This is a genomic window from Paeniclostridium hominis (assembly GCF_014306135.1).
GTDB lineage: Bacteria > Bacillota > Clostridia > Peptostreptococcales > Peptostreptococcaceae > Paraclostridium > Paraclostridium hominis.
Map to the genome: position 1 here is coordinate 218,830 of NZ_JACRWD010000001.1, position 18,868 is coordinate 237,697.

Below are 18,868 nucleotides of genomic sequence, written 5' to 3' on the forward strand. Positions count from 1 at the left end.
TTGCTTTTAAAACCTTAAAATAGGAATGCTTAAATAGTTTAAGGCATAGAAAATTAAAGAAAATTGTTAGTTTATAATCTATGTTATAATACTTAAGTGTTTAAAAAAATTTTATAAAGGAGTACTTAAATGAAAAAAATTAGATATTATTTTGTTATATCATTTATATTAATCGCTTTATCATCCATAATGTTTTTTATACATTATCTAATTTTTGGTCAAGCACTAAACACTGCATATTATTCCCTTATGAATTTATGTTTTATTCCTATAAACAGTTTAGTTGTGACTATAATGCTTGAAAAATTGATAGATTATAGAGCTAAAAAAGATAGAATCGAAAAAATAAATATGTTAGTAGGTATATTTTTTACAGAAGTTGGTGGGAAATTAATGCATTTTATTATAGATGCAGATAAAGATGCAAAAAACTACATAACAAATTTTGAAGATTTAAATAAGATAAAAAAATGTTTATATGAATATAATTATAAAGTTGATATGAAGTATATAGATTTATGTGCAATAAAAAATATATTAGTAGAGCATAACAATTTGTTTGTAACATTAATAAGTAATGAGAGTATACTACAACATCAAATTTTTACAGACTTGCTTATGTCTGTAATTCACTTAAGAGATGAAATTATATTTATAGAAAAAGATAAGGATTCAGGATTTAATATAAACCACTTAGAAAATGATGTTATAAGAGTATATAAAAATATTTCAATACAGTGGATTTCTTACTTAGAGTATTTAAGTAAATCATATCCATTTTTATACAATAATGCTATAAGAGTTAATCCATTTAAGTTTGATTAAAAAGAATTGAGAATAGATTTATCTATTCTCAATTCTTTTTTAATTTTATAAATGAATAAATATTTTTATAATGGGTATATGAATTATTGATAAAAATAAAAATTTAACAAGGTAATTAATGTAAGTTAAAAATTAAAAATTGTAGTTGTTTTAGGATAGAATATTTTTAATATTGGATTTTAAAATGATTATAACTGAACTAAAATTATGTCTCTTACATTAATTAAGGTAAAATTTAATTAACAGGAGTGTATTTTTATGAGCGGATCACAGAAGAAAAACAGTACAGGGATAGCTATGTTAGTTTTCTTACTTGGAATTTTTATGGGGGCTATGGATTCAGGTATAGTATCTCCAGCAAGGAACGTAATAGCTAATGGACTAGGCATAACTGAGTCTGCTAGTGTATGGATGATAACTATATATACATTAGCTTATGCGGTTTCTATGCCAATTACAGGAAAATTAGCCGATACATATGGTAGAAAAAAGGTATATATGTTATGTGTTATATTATTTGCAACAGGCTCATTACTTTGTGGAGTATCTGATATAGTAGGAAGCTATCAATTTTTATTAACTTCAAGAGTAATTCAAGCAATAGGTGGAGGAGGTATAATGCCAATTGCTACAGCTTATATAGGAGCTTCTTTTCCAGAGGAAAAAAGAGGTTCAGCTCTTGGTATGGTAGGTGGAGTATATGGTATAGCAACAGTACTTGGACCTACATTAGGAAGTTTTGTACTTTCTATGGCAGGAGATAGTAGATGGGGATTTTTATTCTTAATAAATGTTCCAATCAGTATAATTATAATAATTGCGGCATTAAAATTAAAAGAAAATAAAAAAGAATCTAAAGTTAAAAAAATGGATATATGGGGCTCAGTTGTATTAAGTGTTATGGTTGCATCAATAATGTATGGGTTAACAAACTTAAAATTCTATGATTTTGCAAATTCAATTCAATCAATGGATGTATGGCCTTATTTAATAATATTTATAGCTTTTATTCCATTGTTTATATCTATAGAAAAAAGAGCAGAAGATCCTGTTTTAAATTTAAACTTCTTTACAAATAAGCAAACAGCATTAACTTTATTTTTAAGCTTTATAGTTGGATGTGGACTTATGAGTACAGTATTTTTACCACAATTCTCAGAAAATGTACTAAGAATTAAAAGAGGTAGTGGAGGGTATGTAGTAACACTATTTGCTGTTTTTACAGGTATAGCGGCACCTTTAGGTGGTAAATTCATAGACAAATTTGGAGTTAAAAAATTACTTTTATTAGGGTTTGGTGTAAACATAATAGGGGTGTTATATCAAGCATTAGTAACAGCAAATCATCCAAATTTTACAAACTTAACAATAGGCTTAGTATTTATGGGAGCTGGTATGGGATTTACTATGGGAACTCCAATAAATTATTTAATGATGAGTTTGGTTAAACCTGAAGAGATATCTATGGGGCAATCAACTGTATCATTACTTCGTTCAATAGGAGTTGCAGTGTCACCAAACTTACTTATAAACTTTGTATCAGATGCAGGGAGAAAAGTACCAGGTGCAATTGAAAAAGTAATGCCACATATTCCAGGTGGGTCTTTAGGAAGCGGACATATATCTTCTCAAATGATGGAAAAGTTTCAAAGTGCAGATGTCACAACTATATTTAATACTGTAAAGTCATTTGTAGAATCTATGTTTAAGGGACTTCAACACACAATGGGAGCTAATCCTAATATGAATTTTGATATATTAAAAAATAATTATTTAGTTAGTTTGGATAAAGCTAAACCGGCAATAGAGAATGCATATCAATATACTATGAACCAAGGGTATGCACATTTATTTATCGGGACAGCAGTTATCGCATTATTAGGATTAACTGCATCTTTATTTATAAAAAATCATAAAAATAAAGCTTAAGAATAAATATATAAAAAATAGTTATCTTTAATTAAAGATAACTATTTTTTATATATTATTACAAAATTTTGTATATGATATAATATACTAATATTAATAAAACTAAGAAAGAAGGAATTACATGGAAATAAGAAAAATGACTGAAGCGGCTATTATGTCTGCTTTGTTTGTAGTTTGTAGTATTTTTGCAATATCAACAGGTTTTTTATATGCACTTTATATAGATATGATAGTTCCAATATTTATTGCAATTATATACTTAAGATGTGATTTTAAGTTTAGCGCACTTGCTATGTTAATTTGCTTAGTTATAATAGGTTTAATTATGGGAGATATAGCTTCAGCAATTTGTATGAGTCAAAGTATGATAATTGGAATCATGTGCGGTTTTATAATTAATAAAAAAACTAAAATGCTAGATGACTTATTTTATTTAAGTATAATATCTTGTTTTATAATGGTATTAGTAGATGTTTTATTTTCAAACTTAATTGGATTTAGTGTTATGAAGGACTATCAACAAATGTTAGCTAAAGTTCCGATTAGTGAAAGCATGAAATCTTCATTAGTTTATATTCTTATTGCAACTCTTCCTTTAGGAACGATAATAATGACTTATTTTGGAAGCTTATTTATAGGAAGTAGAATAAAGTGTTTAAAAGAAGTGGCAAGTCAAAAGTTTTATATATTAAAGAATATAAGAAAGTATGCAAATTTTATATTTTGTTCTAAAATTACAGTATATATAGGATTATTATATTTGCTTATTCTTCAAATTAAAGATTTAACTGGATTTGAAATACATCATATCTACTTACTTACAGTGACAGAAACTATAAAATATATAATTTATTATTTTTTAATAAGGGATGCTTATGCATATCTTAGATTATATACTTATCAAAGAACTAAATCTATAAAAGTTTTAAATATAATGGGAATGGCTTTTTTAGGATCCATAGTTTTAAAATTTAAGATAAGTTTTTGGGTAATATCAATTATTTCATTTTTTTATGTGCCGAGAAAACTTCAAACGTTATAAAAAACCCCGTAAATTTCATTACGAGGTTTTTTTATATTAATGATTAACAGGCTTACCAGCTTTTAAAGCTTCACGCTCTTCTAATAAATTACTTACTAAAGTATTTACATTCCAATTTACAGAAGTTTCTGTAACTACAGCTATTAAAGGGTTAGAGATTCTAAATTTCTTTAAAGCATCTATAAAAGAATGAATTTTAGAATGGTCTACATTATTAAATATAACAGCTTTATTTGTTAAACCATTTTCACAATTATCATCTAATTTTCCTTCTAAAACATCTTTAATCAAAGAATTTCCATTCTTAGGAGTAAGAACTATTTTTTCTTTAACCCCTATTAAACCACATATATTTTTTAACATAGTTAATTCTTTATTATTAAAATTGTATAATATTGCGCAAACATTTTCATTAGAAGTAGATAATTTCTTTATATCTTGAAAACTCATATTAACCTCCAAAAATATATTAATAATATTATTAATACCTATTTAAATTTATTCTAAACATTATAAATAACGATTTGTACTTATTAACAGCAATTAATATAAGTGGAACAAATTTAAATGCTAGTCAAAATGGATAATTACAAGTTATAATAGATAAACTTGTAATTTTATAGATATTTATAAAATCATAAGTTCTTTAGGGAACCTAGTAAATATTTCTATTCCATCATCTTTTACAAGTACAGTATCTTATATTCTAACTCCACCAAATCCAGGTATATATAGGCCAGGTTCCATAGTTATTATACAACCTTTTTCTATTACTTTAGTTCCATAGTTACCTAAAAATGGCTCTTCATGAAGGTTCATTCCAACACCATGACCTATTCCAGGATAGTAAAATTTTTCATATTTTTTAATAAATTCTCTTATAGCTTGATCAGGTTCATCTTTTATATATCTCAAAGATTCTATAATACCATCAGTTCCCACAAGTTCTATATTACATAACATATTTTTTAACGCTTCATATCTATCAAAAGTTATATTACTTCTTTCAAAACCTAATCTCTTTACACTATTTTCAGCACAAATATGACTAACTGCTTTTATAATATTTTTATCAAATAAATGCAAGTTTACAACTTCAAAACCTACACATTCTTTTTGAGATAATTCAGTAAATCTACCATCAGTTGTAAGATAAAATTTATCTTTATACGTTAAAACAAATGCAGCTTCATCAGTAAATTTACTAATATAATTTACATTAGAGCGTTTTGTTAAAAATATTGCATCTAAATTATTATCATTTAGTAATAATGAAAGTCTTTATGTTCTTTTCATAATTGGCCCCCTTACAATAAGAGAATGTTTTCTTATCGATATTATATCAATAGTTAAAGATAATTTAAATATTTTAAAGATAAACACTTGTTATAAGTACATCAAAAAAGATATTATAGTATATAAAGTTTTATCTAAGAGGAGTCTAAAGGAGTAGTTTATGAATAGAGCTGAATTTTTAAAACATTTAACTTTAAAAATATCAAAGAGAGCAAATAAGGGAAAGCATATAATAGTAAAAAAAATTTTAGAAAAAGTATTAGAAAAAGTATCTAAAGTTTTAATAGTTCCGCCAATTGTGTTTACTGGTGTGATGATTGTGGGTATGCTATTATTGTTAGGAATGAGCATGTTTACTATAAACTTTTTTCCTGATTTTGTTCATATGATGGATAATAGGTTAATATTGGGAACTATAGGTATTGTTATTAGTTTAATATTTACTAGTTTAAGTATAATTGGGTGGCCTATATATATAATAGTTTTAGTAGGTGGAATTTGGTTTATAAGATCATATAGAAAATTTATAAAAAATCATTATTTATATAAAAGAGCAAATGATTTTATGGATAGTGTATAAGTTAACACTTTAAAAAACAAGTCAAAGTATATATAATATAAAGAACGAGGTGATAATATGAAAAAGAGAGTAATGATCGGTATGAGTGGTGGGGTAGACAGTTCTGTTGCCGCATATCTTTTAAAAGAACAAGGCTATGATGTAATAGGAGTTACTATGAAGTTATGGCAAGATGATGATGATGAACTTATAGAAAATGAAGGTGGATGTTGTTCACTTGCGGCTGTTGAAGATGCAAGAAAAGTTGCAGATAAAATAGGTATACCTTTTTACGTATTAAACTTTAGTGATGTATTTAGAGAAAAAGTAATAGAGCCATTTATAGATGAATATTTAAACGGAAGAACGCCAAATCCTTGTATAGCTTGTAATAAACATATAAAGTTTGATGACTTTTTCAATAAAGCACGTCAAATAGGATGTGATTATGTAGCTACAGGACATTATGCTAAAATAGAAAAAGATGAAGAAACAGGTAGATATTTACTTAAAAAATCTGTTACGGATAAAAAAGATCAAACTTATGCTCTGTATAATTTAACTCAAGAACAATTAGAACATACTTTACTTCCAATAGGAGATTACGAAAAAGATAGAGTAAGAGAAATTGCAAAAGAAATTGGTATAGATGTTCATAATAAACCAGATAGTCAAGAGATATGCTTCGTAAAAGATAATGATTATGCTGGATATGTAAAAAAACATTCTAAAAAAAGAATTGACCCAGGATTTTTTGTAGATACTAAAGGAAATGTATTAGGAAAGCACAAAGGTATAATAAACTACACTATAGGTCAAAGAAAAGGACTTGGAATAGCATTTGGTAAGCCTATGTTTGTAGTTGATATAGACCCTGTTAAAAATACAGTTGTATTAGGAGATAATGAAGATATATTTTCAAATGCATTAATAGCTAAAGATGTAAATTTAATATCAATTGATGATATAAAAGAACCTATAAGAGTACAAGCTAAGGTAAGATACTCAGCAAGACCATCTGATGCTACAGTAACTAAAATAGGTGAAAATACTGTTAAAATAGTATTTGACGAGCCTCAAAGAGCTATAACTAAAGGTCAATCAGTAGTAATGTATGATGGAGATAAGGTTGTAGGTGGAGGAATAATAGAAAAGAGCTTATAATAAAAATTCACTTTGCTAATAGCGCCAACGACTACGTACGTTGTTAAAAAAACTATTGATTATTTTAAGAAAATTTAGTAATATAACTATAATCAGATAGAAAATATATAATTTAAATACAATGAAAAGAAGTAGTAAATTAATTGATGCTTTACAGAGAGAGGGATTAGGTGAGAGCCCTTACGATAGATTAATTGAAGCAGTCTTGGAGTATCAACTTTGAAATTAAGTAGGAGTTGACGGTAGTTCCGTTATAACTTAAGGTTTTCCGAAGATACTGTGATTTTTACAGTAATTAGGGTGGTACCGCGAGATATATCCTCGCCCCTATAGTTTTATAGAGGCGGGGATTTTTTAATACAAGGAATAATAAAGACATAAATTATAGGAGGAAATCAAAATGCAAAAAATGGGATTAAACGAAATAAGAAGTAAATTTTTAAACTTCTTTGAATCAAAGGGACATTTAGTTCAACCAAGTTATTCATTAGTGCCACATAACGATAAGAGTTTATTATTAATAAATGCAGGTATGGCACCACTTAAAAATTACTTTTCAGGTACAGAAATACCACCAAGTAAGAGAATGACAACTTGTCAAAAGTGTGTAAGAACTGGAGATATAGAAAATGTAGGAGTTACAGCTAGACATGCTACATTATTTGAAATGCTTGGAAACTTCTCTTTTGGAGATTACTTCAAAGAAGAAACATTAAAGTGGGGATGGGAGTTTGTTACTGAACACCTAAATATACCACAAGATAAGATATGGGTAAGTGTATACCTAGAAGATGATGAAGCTTTCGAAATATGGGAAAAAGAAATAGGTATACCAAAAGAAAGAATAGTAAGATTAGGTAAAGAAGATAATTTCTGGGAAATAGGTACTGGTGCTTGTGGACCATGTTCAGAAATACACTTTGATAGAGGTGAAGAATATGGATGTGATAACCCAGATTGTAAACCAGGATGTGATTGTGATAGATATTTAGAGTTTTGGAATCATGTTTTCTCTCAATTTAACAAAGATGAAGAAGGAAACTATAATCCACTTGAAAACAAGAACATAGATACAGGTATGGGTCTTGAAAGAATAGCTTGCATAATGCAAGGTGTTGATACTATATTTGACGTTGACACTATAAAGCATATATTAAATGCTGTTGAAAAAATGACAAACTCTACTTATGGAAAAGAATATAAAGTTGATAAATCTATAAGAATAATAACTGACCATATAAGAAGTGTAAGTTTCTTAGTTGCAGATGGAGTATTACCATCAAATGAAGGTAGAGGATATGTTCTTAGAAGATTACTTAGAAGAGCAGCAAGAAATGGAAAGTTACTTGGAATGAAAGAGCCTTTCTTATATAAATTAGTTGATGAAGTTATAGCTGTAAGTGGAGAAGCTTACCCAGAGTTAGTAGAAAAAGCAGACTACATCAAAAAAGTTATAAGAATAGAAGAAGAAAAATTCAATGAGACAATAGATAAGGGAAGCGAAATATTATCTTCATATATAGAAGAATTAAAAGCTAAAAATGAAAAAACTCTAAGTGGAGAAAATGCATTTAGATTATATGATACTTACGGATTCCCAGTTGACTTAACTAAAGAAATTTTAGAAGAAGAACATCTAGAAATAGATGAAGAAGGATTCCAAGCTGAAATGGAAAAGCAAAGACAAACAGCAAGAGATGCTAGAGGAAATATGGACTCAGAAGCATGGAAAGAAGATGCTATAGCTAAGTTAGATAAAGATATAGTTACAGACTTTGAAGGATATGAAACTTTATCTATAGAATCAACTGTTAAAGGAATTGCTAAAAACAACGAATTAGTAGAATCAGCTTGTGTTTCAGATGAAGTTGTAATAGTTCTTGATAAAACTGCTTTCTATCCAGAAGGTGGAGGACAAGTTGGAGATAAAGGTCTTTTAGTTAATAAAAATGAAGATGTAGTTTTAGAAGTAATAGATACTAAAAAAGGACCAAATAACACTATAAAACATATATGTGTTGTTAAATCAGGAATGATAAATGTAGGAGATGTAGTATATACTAAGGTTGATAAAGAGGTAAGATTAGCTTCAGCTAGAAACCATAGTGCTACTCATATACTTCACAAAGTATTAAAAGAAGTATTAGGAGAACATGTTAACCAAGCTGGATCACTTGTAACTCCTGAAAGATTAAGATTTGACGTAACTCATTTTGAGGCTATATCAAAAGATGAATTAAAACTTATAGAAGAAAAAGTAAATGATATAATATTTGAAGCACTAGATATAACTTGTGAAAATATGAGTATGACAGATGCTTCTAAAAAAGGTGCTACTGCATTATTCGGTGAAAAATATGGAGATGAAGTAAGAGTTGTATCTATGGGAGATTATTCAATAGAATTATGCGGAGGAACTCACTTAACAAATACTTCTCAAATAGGTATGTTTAAAATACTTTCTGAAGGTGGAGTTGCAGCAGGTGTAAGAAGAATAGAAGCTATAACTGGTAAAGAAGTATATAACTTCCTAAACAATAAACAACACTTAATAAATGAAGTATGTGCAACTATAAAAGCTAAAGAAGATAATTTAACAGCAAAAGTAGCACATTTATTAGATGAAACTAAATCATTAACTAAAGAATTAAATGAAGTTAAAGCTAAAATGAGTTTACAATCTGCAGACTCTATATTAGACTCTAAAGTAGATATAAATGGAGTAAACATAGTTACAGCTAAGTTTGAGGATATGGATATGGACACACTTAGAAACACTGCTGATACTTTAAGAGATAAATTAGCTTCAGGGGTAGTAGTATTAGCAAATGTAGCAGGAGGAAAAATAAACTTTGTTGCTACAGCTACTAAAGATGTAATTGAAAAAGGAGTTCATGCTGGAAACATAGTTAGAGAAGTTGCTCAAACTGCTGGTGGAAAAGGTGGAGGAAGACCTAATATGGCACAAGCTGGAGCACCAGATGTAACAAAAGTTGATGATGCTTTAAATCATGCAAAAGATGTGTTAAAATCTCAAGTAAAGTAACAAAACAAAAAAACAAATAAAAATAAAAGAAATAGGGGTGTTGTAGTATGGATGAAAATATGGATTATACAATGAAATTCGAAGGTATAACATCTGAACAAATGAGTGTTAGCGAAGCTATAGATGTAGTTTATAGCGCTCTTAAGGAAAAAGGATACAACCCTATAAATCAAATTATAGGATACATTCTTTCAGGAGACTCTAGTTATATAACAAGTCATAATAATGCTAGAGGAATCATGAAAAAATTTGAAAGAGATGAAATTTTAGAAGAGGTTATAACTTATTACTTGAATAATAGAAAGTAGGTCAATCTTATGAAAAAAAAGATTGTATCCTTATTAACTACTTTAATAGTACTTATAAGCTCTATATCTACAGTTAGTTTTGCAAGTGAAAAAGGTAAAGTTATATTAATTAATATGAATAGGACAAGCCTTGAGGACATGCTAAGTATAGATGCCTTAAATAAAAAGCTTAACAAAGAAGGCTATATAGGGCTTATGAATATCAGAGGTGACCGAGGAACTGATGATAGAAGGTCATATGCAGCTATAGGTGCAGGAGGCAAAGTTACAATGCCAAGTCAAAGTCTTATAAACTTTGAAGAAGTTAATAAAGACAATGGAGTAGCCTATAAAGCTGAAACAGGACACAATCCTAAAAAAATAAATGACATGACTATAAACTATTCTCTAAGTGAAAACTTAGAGAATGGGTCTTATGGGTCAAAACTTGGTTCACTAGGGCAGACTTTAGCGGACAAAAAAATAAAGACTTCTGTTATAGGAAATGCTGACAAAGTTAATAATGGAGAATTATTAAAAAATAGAAATATAGCTTTAATGGCTATGGATAACATAGGTAGAGTTGAATCTGGTAATGTTGATAATATAAACATTAAAGATAATACTATGCCTTATGGAATGAGAACTGATTACGATAAGTTAAAAAACGAAACAAAAAAGTTTTATGATGATAGTGAAGTTGTATTTATAGAACTTGGAGATACATATAGATTAGATGAATATAAAAATTATTTAAATGATAAAACTTATAAGAATATGAAAAATAAAATATATAAAAATATAGATTCATATTTAAAAGAAGTTTTTAAAACAGTAAATGAAAATGATACAGTTTATATAATGTCTACATTTCCAAGTAAAAAAGACTATAAAGAGCAAAAAAGATTATCACCTATAATTAAATTTGAAGGCTCTGGAAAAGGAGTTTTACGTTCAGCTACAACTAGACGAGATGGAGTAGTTGGTAATATTGATATAGGTGTAGATATACTTTCTAAGTTTGGTATAGAAAATCCACAAATGGTAGGAAAAAAACTTATAAAAGTTGAAAAAAAAGATAATATAGGCTTTATAAATCATGAATTTGAAAAAATGGTTTCTATGTTAGGAGTAAGAAGTACTATAGTTAATGCTTCTGTTGGGATAGTAGCTGTAGCAGGTGTTATCGCAACTATATTACTACTATTTTTTAGAGATAAATTACCTAAGAAAGAAATGATTTTTAGTATTTTAAAAGAGTTTTTAAAATTAGGTATCTTAATACCTTTAGTATTTATAGTTTCACCTATATTTAATTTTTCAACTAAAGGTAGTATAACTATGGGAATATTAGGAACCCTTGTAGCTTTTTATATAATAGGTAAAAAGTTATTTAAAGATGATATAGCTTATATGGGATTTTTCTCTATTCTCACTATAATAGTTATTGTTATAGATTCTATGTTTGGGACACATTTAATGCAAAATAATATTATGAGTTATGATGCTATAATTGGTGCTAGATATTATGGAATAGGAAATGAATATGAAGGAATAACTATAGGTTGTGCTATTTTTGCTTTATCAGTTTTAGTTAATTATAAAAAAATACCAAATTGGTTTGTAGTTGTCCTTGCTTTAATAATATTAATAACAAGTGCTTATCCTTCAATGGGAGCAAATGTAGGAGGTTCAATATCTGAATCTGTAGCATATGTGTTGTTTATATTACTTATATTTGATGCTAAGATGGATTTAAAAAAGTATATACTTTTAGCTTTAGTGCCAGTTATAATTGTTTTCTTATTTGCAGCACTAGATATAGTATCTAAAAGTCAATCTCATTTATCTGTATTTGTAAATCAAATAATGGTTGATGGACCAGGAGCTATAATTCAAACATTTGTTAGAAAGATACAGATGAATATAGATATAGCTACAAGTAATGTATTTATCATAATTGTATTTGTAATTGTAGGGTTTATATCAAGCTTTATATTTAAACCGTCAAGACAATTTAAAAAAATATCAGATAAATATCCTTATATATTTAAAGGGTTTGTTGCATCTACTGTAGGATGTATAGTAACTTTATTAGTTAATGACTCTGGAATAGTAGCTGCAGGTACTACTTCAATTTATATACTTATACCATTATTAATTATGAGTATAAATATGATGATTTTTAATAAAGAATAATATAAAATTAACCTAGTTACTTAATATTTTAGTATCTAGGTTAATTTATTTTTGCACATAATGTCTTGAATTTAGAGAACAATAAGAATATAGTATATACATATAGTGAAAAATTGCTAGAAATTTAGTTAATCAAGGAGATTTATATGATATTAGACGGAAGAATAATGGGTCTAGATGTGGGTGATAAAACTATAGGAGTTGCAGTTAGCGATCTTATGGGAATTACTGCTCAAGGTGTTAAGACTGTTAAAAGAGTGGGTAAGAAAAAAGATATAGAAGAATTAAAAACTATAATAAAAGAAAGACAAGTAAACAAAATAGTTTCAGGACTTCCTAAAAATATGAATGGTACACTAGGACCTCAAGGGGAAAAAGTTATAAAGTTTTGTGAACTTTTAGAACAAGAAACTGGAATTAAGATAGAGTACTGGGATGAAAGACTTTCTACAGTTGCAGCTGAAAGATCTTTAATAGAAGCAGATGTTAGAAGAGATAAGAGAAAAAAAGTTATAGATATGCTAGCAGCAGTAATAATTCTTCAAGGATATTTAGATAGTAAAAGAATTTTTTAAAACAGGTACAAAATAATGTAGATATACGTTATAATATATTTAAATAATTAAATTTTGAGGTGAAATGAATGCAAGAAAATATAGTGAACTTAATAGACCAAGATGGAAATGAAATACAATTTGAAATAATATTAACTTTAGAAGCAGAAGGAAAAGAGTATGCTATACTTATGCCTTTAGATGATAATGAAGCGGAAGAAGCTTTAATATTTAGAATTGATTCAGATGAAGAAGGAGACATATTAACTCCTCTTGAAAATGATGATGAGTATGAAACAGTTGTAGCTGTTTATAATACTTTAATGGAAGAAGAAGGATTAGATTACGACGAAGAATAATTAATATTTAAAATTGTATAGTTTATAAATGGGAGTATCTATATGGTACTCCTTTTTTAAATGAAAAATGTTTATAAATGTGTTTTTAATTTAATTAAATTTTAGTAGGAGGTTTTTAGTGATTAAATATTTGGATTTACTTATAGGATTATTATGTGTATTTTATTATCTTTATTTAGAAATAGTTTATAATGGTATGGCATTTGATACATTTTTTATGACTGTAGGAATTGTTTTAATACTGTATCATTTTATAAAGAAAAAAATACATTTAAACAAAAATTTAAAAAAAGCATTTAATATAGTTTTAGTTATAGGATTATCTATATTTTTTATAGTTGAATCTATATTAATATTTTTTCCAAAACACAATTTAAAAGATGATTGTGATTACTTAGTAATCTTAGGAGCTGCAGTTAAAAATAATGGACCTAGCCTTACATTAAAAGGTAGATTAGATAAAGCTATAGAGTACATAAATAAAAGCAATGATGATTGTTATATAGTTGTATCTGGTGGAAGGGGAAGTGATGAAAAAATATCAGAAGCTAAAGCCATGGAAGATTATTTGATAAATCATGGAATATCTAAAAAAATGATAATTTTAGAAGACAAATCTACTAACACGTATGAAAATTTTAAATATAGCAAAGAAAAAATAGAAAAAATTAGCAGTAAAAGTATAAATAAGTTAAATATAAAAGTTGTAACCACAGATTTTCATAGTTTCAGAAGCTTTTTATTAGCAAAGAAAAATGGATATAAAAATATAAATTTTTATACTGTTAATTCAATAAGTCAATTTATACCTGTTTACTATTTAAGAGAGTTTTTTGCATTAATAAAAACTGTAATATTTAATATGTTGGAAATATACAATGATTTAGCTAAAAATGTTTTATAAAAAAGATTTAAATTTATTTATATGGTTAAAATAAAATTAACAAAGTAATTAAGGGGAAATGAATATGAATAAATTTAAAAAATATTGTATTAGTTTAAGTATATCAGTTGTAATATTTTCAACTATAAGTAATGTATATGCATTAAATAACTATAGAGAAGTTACAAATAAATCAAATGAAAATATGATTCAAAGTAATAATGATAAACAAGAGAAAAAATTTGATTCTTCAAAAAAAAATAAAGGCGTATCAAATATTCTACTAATCGGAAGTGATTCTAAGAATTTCGATAATGTAGGACGATCAGATGCTATGATGATTTTAACTATAGACGACAAAAATAAAAGTATAAAATTAACTTCTTTAGTAAGAGATACTTTAGTAAATATCCCTGGACATGGATATGAAAAATTAACACATGCATATGCCTATGGAGGGGCAAAATTGTTATTAGATACAATTGAACAAAATTTTAAAATAAGTATAAAAGATTACGCAGCTGTTAATTTTAATTCATTTATAGATTTAGTAGATGTATTAGGTGGAGTCGAAGTGAATGTTAAAGAAAAGGAAATAGATCATTTAAATGATGTGATAGTTAATTCATTTAATACATCTAATAAAGAAGCAGAAGAACCACAATTTATAAGAAGTGATGGAAAACAATTATTAAATGGATATCAAGCATTAGCATATGCAAGAATAAGAAAAGTTGATAGTATATATGAAAGAGATACAAGACAAAGGGAAGTTTTAAAAAGCATAGCAGATAAATTAGTGGAATTACCTATAACAAATTACCCTAAGGTAATAAAAAAGATATTACCATACGTTGATGTTAATATATCAATGTCTAAATTAATAAATTTAGCAATTACATCTAAAGAAATATATAACTATGAATTAAAGCAAATGGAATTTCCTTTAGAAGATTATAGAGAATCAGGAAGATTAGCGAAAGATAATAGTTTTGTGGTAAAATGGAATAAAACAGAAAATTTAAAAAAATTAGATGATTTTATTTATAATAATTAAAAATGTTATTAAAAAAGTTAAAATATGGGTATATTTATAAAAGTAAAGATATAGTATATCTTTACTTTTATTTAGTTTAAGATAGTATAAGTGTTTGCATATGTTGACAAAATTAGCTTTATCAATTAAAATAATTAATAAAGATTATCAGTTGAAAAAAGGTGGTAAATATTGATGAATCAAATAGATATATTAAAAGAAAAATTGAAAGAAACTGGATTTAAGATAACACCCCAAAGAAGAGCTATCGTCGAGACGTTATTAAAGCATAAGGATAAACATCTAAGTAGTGAAGAAATATATGATTTAGTTAGAGCTGATTGTCCTGAAATAGGGCTTGCTACAGTTTATAGAACTATGCAGTTATTAGATGAAGTAGGTGCGATTTCTAAATTAAATTTAGATGATGGATGTATAAGGTATGAAATTGATTTAGATGATTCAGATGCTCACAATCATCATCATTTAATATGTAAAAACTGTAATAAAATAATAGAGGTAAAAGAAGATTTATTAGACTCTATAGAGTTAGAAATACAAGATTTATATGATTTTAGTATATTAGATCACGATCTTAAATTCTATGGTTTATGTAAAGATTGCAAATAAAAACAAGCCCCGTAATGGGGCTTAAAATTTTATCAAGGTTAATATTATTAAAATTATTAAAAATAAAACGAATATAATTTCTAAAATATTACTTAAAGTCCCTCCAACTCTTAAAAAACCAAAAGAAAATTTCTTTTCACTAAGAGGATAAAAAAGTGGTATCCCTGATTTTGTGAACAAATCACCTAAAAATAAATGAGATGAGTATCCAATAGTTCCAAAAAAGCATATATTTGATATATTAGTTAATAGTTCTATTTGTTTAAGTAAAAAGTTTATTATTAAAATAGCTAGTAAACTATGAGAAAGCTTTCTATGTTTTAGCCAAGGGAATAATGCTAATATTATAGTAAATAGAATAAAATAAAATTTACCATTAATTAGATATATACAAATTGCTAATAAAATAAATGTTAAGGATAAAAGTAATTTCCTTAAAAATCCATGTGTTATTTTAGCTTCTAGTATTATTATTGATATGAAAGTTACTATAGAACTTATTAAAAAGTTACCATTTATTTTTAAAGATATTAGAAATATTAAAATATTTAAAGTATATATAACGATTTTATAAATTTTTTTAGAAAAATGATGATTTAAAATCGTATTAGATATAATTGAATTTGATGTGTCTAAATCAGGTAATATTGAAAATAATGAACAAACTACGACGTTTATAAGAGACAGAGGTTTATTAAATAGCATAGAAGCTTGTAACGAAGCTAATACACCTATAGTTAAGTGAGTTTTACCACGCATTAGAACCTCCTGTAAATATTATAGTTTGAGAATACCAAAATAATTATAGTTTGTCAAAACAATACGTTAAATGTATTTTAAATATATCTTAAAATATAGTTCAAGTTGTGATACAATTATAGTAACTGGTAAAGAGTGCGTGATTTTATATTATCTGTATATTAGTGAAGAACGTTTTAAAGTGCGAAAAGTCAAAGTGAAAAAAGACGCAGACAAAAGGAGATGATACAATTGTTTAAAAAGAGTTTAAATAAAATAAAAGTTATGGCTCTGGGAGGATTAAACGAAGTCGGGAAAAATATGACTGTTGTTGAATATAAAGATGAAATTATAGTTATAGATGCAGGGTTAAGTTTTCCAGAAGAAGAAATGCTAGGGGTAGATATAGTTATACCAGATATAACTTACTTAGTTAAAAATAAAGATAAAGTAAAGGGAATATTTATAACACATGGACATGAGGATCATATAGGAGCATTACCTTATGTATTAAAGAAAATAAATGTTCCTATATATGCTTCTAAACTTACTGTAGGGCTTATACAAGTAAAATTAAAAGAGCATAAGCTAAACAATGTGAATTTAAATGTTATAACTCCACAGGAGATTATAAAACTTAAAAATTTCGATGTTGAATTTTTAAAAGTAAATCATAGTATACCAGATGCTTGTGCTATAGCTATTCATACAGATCAGGGAATAATTTTTCACACAGGAGATTTTAAAATAGATTTAACTCCAATAGATGGAGAAGTTATGGATTTTCATAGAATTTGTGAGTTAAGCAAAAAGGGTGTATTATTAATGCTTGCTGATAGTACAAATGTTGAAAGACCAGGATATAATCCATCTGAAAGAACTGTAGGAACAGGCTTAGATGGGTTATTTACAAAAGCAAATAACAGTAGAATAATAGTTGCTACTTTTGCATCTAACATACACAGATTACAACAAATAGTTAACACAGCTCAAAAGTGTGGCAGAAAAGTTGCAGTTTCAGGTAGATCTATGGTAAATGTTATGGCAGTAGCTAGAGATTTAGGTTATATAGATATAGAAGATGAAGTGCTTATAGATTTAAATGATATTCATAAGTATGAAGATAATGAATTAGTTATAATAACAACTGGATCTCAAGGAGAACCTATGTCAGCTCTTGCAAGAATGGCATCTGCTGAACATAAAAAAGTTGAAATAAGACAAGGTGATTTAGTAATAATATCTGCTCACCCAATACCAGGAAATGAAAAACTTATATCAAAAGTAGTTAACTGTTTATTTGAAAAAGGAGCAGAAGTAGTATACGATGATGCAGCTGATATACATGTTTCAGGGCATGCAAGACAAGAAGAATTAAAGTTAATGCATAGATTAGTTGCTCCTAAGTTCTTTATGCCAGCTCATGGTGAATTTAGAATGCTAAAAAAACATGCAGAAGTTGCAGAAGATTTAGGAATGCCAAGTCAAAATATATTTGTTATGAAAACTGGAGAAGTTTTAGAACTAGATAGAAATTCAGCTAAAGTTGCATCACATATTCCAACTGGAAATGTGTTAGTTGATGGACTTGGTGTTGGAGATGTTGGAAATATAGTATTAAGAGATAGAAAGCATTTATCAGAAGATGGTCTTATGATAGTTGTTGTTACTATATCTAAAGAAGATGGGAAAGTTTTAGCAGGTCCAGATATAATATCTAGAGGATTTGTTTATGTAAGAGAATCAGAAGATTTAATGGATGGAGCCAAAACAGTAATTAAGAATGTATTAGTAGCTTGCGAACAAAGTCATATAAAAGAGTGGGCTTACTTAAAAAATAATATAAAGGATAACTTAAAAGAATACTTATACCAAAGAACTAAGAGAAATCCTATGATACTTCCTATTATAATGGAGGTATAAATAAGAAAGATTGAATATAATATATTATATTCAATCTTTTTTTATAGGAGGAAATTTATGAGTGTTTATGATAGTACTACAAAACTTGCAAGTGATATAAAGGAGAGTAAAGAGTATAAAGACTTTAAAAAAAATATGAAGATTATAAAATCTAATCCAAATTATGAAGTAATTTTAAATAACCATAGAAAAATTCAAATGGATATTAAATCGAAAAATTTAAATGGGGTAACTATAGATAAAAAAACTTTAAAATTAGCACAGGACTTGAAAAAAACAATATCTAGCAATAAAGATTTAAGCAGATATATAGATTCTGAGTATAAGTTCACATCTATGATGGATAATATAAATAAAATTTTAGCATCTGCTGTGTATGAAGATTATAAGTAAATCAA

18 protein-coding genes, 1 pseudogene and 1 other annotated feature are annotated in these 18,868 nt (G+C 26.9%); of the genes and pseudogenes, 15 read left to right on the top strand and 4 right to left on the bottom strand.

What is annotated here, in order from left to right:
- Positions 1–129: 129 nt before the first annotated feature.
- From H8891_RS01075 to H8891_RS01085, 3 genes are all read left to right on the top strand, one after another.
- On the top strand, positions 130–825 hold the full coding sequence (locus H8891_RS01075) for a hypothetical protein (protein ID WP_187004841.1): 696 nt from the start codon (positions 130–132) through the stop codon (positions 823–825).
- A 258-nt stretch (positions 826–1,083) separates the two neighbouring features.
- A complete protein-coding gene (locus H8891_RS01080; RefSeq protein WP_187004842.1) occupies positions 1,084–2,754 on the top strand; it encodes an MFS transporter in 1,671 nt (556 codons plus the stop codon).
- Positions 2,755–2,875: 121 nt separating this feature from the next.
- Positions 2,876–3,796 (top strand): YybS family protein, encoded by a 921-nt coding sequence (locus tag H8891_RS01085; RefSeq protein ID WP_187004843.1) that lies wholly within the window; start codon positions 2,876–2,878, stop codon positions 3,794–3,796.
- Between the two features lie 36 nt (positions 3,797–3,832).
- Here H8891_RS01085 and H8891_RS01090 read toward each other — a convergent pair whose 3' ends face one another.
- The 3 genes and pseudogenes from H8891_RS01090 to H8891_RS15180 all read right to left on the bottom strand — a co-directional run.
- Positions 3,833–4,246, bottom strand: coding sequence for a DUF3783 domain-containing protein (locus H8891_RS01090; RefSeq protein WP_147546502.1), 414 nt, complete (start codon positions 4,244–4,246; stop codon positions 3,833–3,835).
- Between the two features lie 249 nt (positions 4,247–4,495).
- Positions 4,496–4,738 (bottom strand): M24 family metallopeptidase, encoded by a 243-nt coding sequence (locus H8891_RS15175; RefSeq protein WP_330604954.1) that lies wholly within the window; start codon positions 4,736–4,738, stop codon positions 4,496–4,498.
- Positions 4,712–5,062: pseudogene (locus tag H8891_RS15180) on the bottom strand (aminopeptidase P family N-terminal domain-containing protein); the annotation flags it as partial. The pseudogene H8891_RS15180 and the gene H8891_RS15175, both read right to left, overlap by 27 nt.
- Positions 5,063–5,252: 190 nt before the next feature.
- On the opposite strand from H8891_RS15180, the gene H8891_RS01100 reads away from it, so the two are divergent.
- The 10 genes from H8891_RS01100 to H8891_RS01145 all read left to right on the top strand — a co-directional run bounded on the left by H8891_RS01100 (position 5,253) and on the right by H8891_RS01145 (position 15,809).
- On the top strand, positions 5,253–5,672 hold the full coding sequence (locus H8891_RS01100; RefSeq protein ID WP_187004844.1) for a Got1/Sft2-like family vesicle transport protein: 420 nt from the start codon (positions 5,253–5,255) through the stop codon (positions 5,670–5,672).
- A gap of 57 nt (positions 5,673–5,729) precedes the next feature.
- The gene (gene mnmA / locus H8891_RS01105; protein ID WP_147546506.1) at positions 5,730–6,815 is read left to right on the top strand and encodes a tRNA 2-thiouridine(34) synthase MnmA; all 1,086 of its coding nucleotides are present in this window, start codon (positions 5,730–5,732) and stop codon (positions 6,813–6,815) included.
- A 112-nt stretch (positions 6,816–6,927) separates the two neighbouring features.
- Positions 6,928–7,147, top strand: a binding site (T-box leader).
- Between the two features lie 68 nt (positions 7,148–7,215).
- Positions 7,216–9,861 (top strand): alanine--tRNA ligase, encoded by a 2,646-nt coding sequence (alaS, locus tag H8891_RS01110; RefSeq protein WP_187004845.1) that lies wholly within the window; start codon positions 7,216–7,218, stop codon positions 9,859–9,861.
- A gap of 47 nt (positions 9,862–9,908) precedes the next feature.
- Positions 9,909–10,169, top strand: a complete 261-nt coding sequence (locus H8891_RS01115) for an IreB family regulatory phosphoprotein (protein WP_276510597.1) — start codon at positions 9,909–9,911, stop codon at positions 10,167–10,169.
- Between the two features lie 9 nt (positions 10,170–10,178).
- A complete protein-coding gene (locus H8891_RS01120; RefSeq protein WP_187004846.1) occupies positions 10,179–12,347 on the top strand; it encodes a hypothetical protein in 2,169 nt (722 codons plus the stop codon).
- 149 nt (positions 12,348–12,496) lie between these two features.
- Positions 12,497–12,922, top strand: a complete 426-nt coding sequence (ruvX, locus tag H8891_RS01125) for a Holliday junction resolvase RuvX (protein WP_147546616.1) — start codon at positions 12,497–12,499, stop codon at positions 12,920–12,922.
- Between the two features lie 68 nt (positions 12,923–12,990).
- On the top strand, positions 12,991–13,260 hold the full coding sequence (locus H8891_RS01130) for a DUF1292 domain-containing protein (protein WP_147546514.1): 270 nt from the start codon (positions 12,991–12,993) through the stop codon (positions 13,258–13,260).
- A 118-nt stretch (positions 13,261–13,378) separates the two neighbouring features.
- A complete protein-coding gene (locus tag H8891_RS01135) occupies positions 13,379–14,164 on the top strand; it encodes an ElyC/SanA/YdcF family protein (protein ID WP_187004847.1) in 786 nt (261 codons plus the stop codon).
- 64 nt (positions 14,165–14,228) lie between these two features.
- Positions 14,229–15,200, top strand: coding sequence for an LCP family protein (locus H8891_RS01140; RefSeq protein ID WP_187004848.1), 972 nt, complete (start codon positions 14,229–14,231; stop codon positions 15,198–15,200).
- 174 nt (positions 15,201–15,374) lie between these two features.
- Positions 15,375–15,809 carry a Fur family transcriptional regulator gene (locus H8891_RS01145; RefSeq protein ID WP_330594260.1) on the top strand — a complete coding sequence of 145 codons (435 nt, stop codon included), beginning with the start codon at positions 15,375–15,377 and terminating at the stop codon, positions 15,807–15,809.
- Positions 15,810–15,830: 21 nt separating this feature from the next.
- On the opposite strand, the gene H8891_RS01150 is transcribed toward H8891_RS01145, so the two are convergent.
- The gene (locus tag H8891_RS01150) at positions 15,831–16,568 is read right to left on the bottom strand and encodes a metal-dependent hydrolase (protein ID WP_147546522.1); all 738 of its coding nucleotides are present in this window, start codon (positions 16,566–16,568) and stop codon (positions 15,831–15,833) included.
- Positions 16,569–16,799: 231 nt separating this feature from the next.
- Between H8891_RS01150 and H8891_RS01155 the strand changes: the two genes are divergently transcribed.
- Together H8891_RS01155 and H8891_RS01160 are read left to right on the top strand one after the other, a co-directional pair.
- Positions 16,800–18,470 (top strand): ribonuclease J, encoded by a 1,671-nt coding sequence (locus H8891_RS01155; RefSeq protein ID WP_187004850.1) that lies wholly within the window; start codon positions 16,800–16,802, stop codon positions 18,468–18,470.
- Positions 18,471–18,527: 57 nt separating this feature from the next.
- Positions 18,528–18,863 carry a YlbF family regulator gene (locus tag H8891_RS01160; RefSeq protein WP_147546524.1) on the top strand — a complete coding sequence of 112 codons (336 nt, stop codon included), beginning with the start codon at positions 18,528–18,530 and terminating at the stop codon, positions 18,861–18,863.
- Positions 18,864–18,868 lie beyond the last annotated feature (5 nt).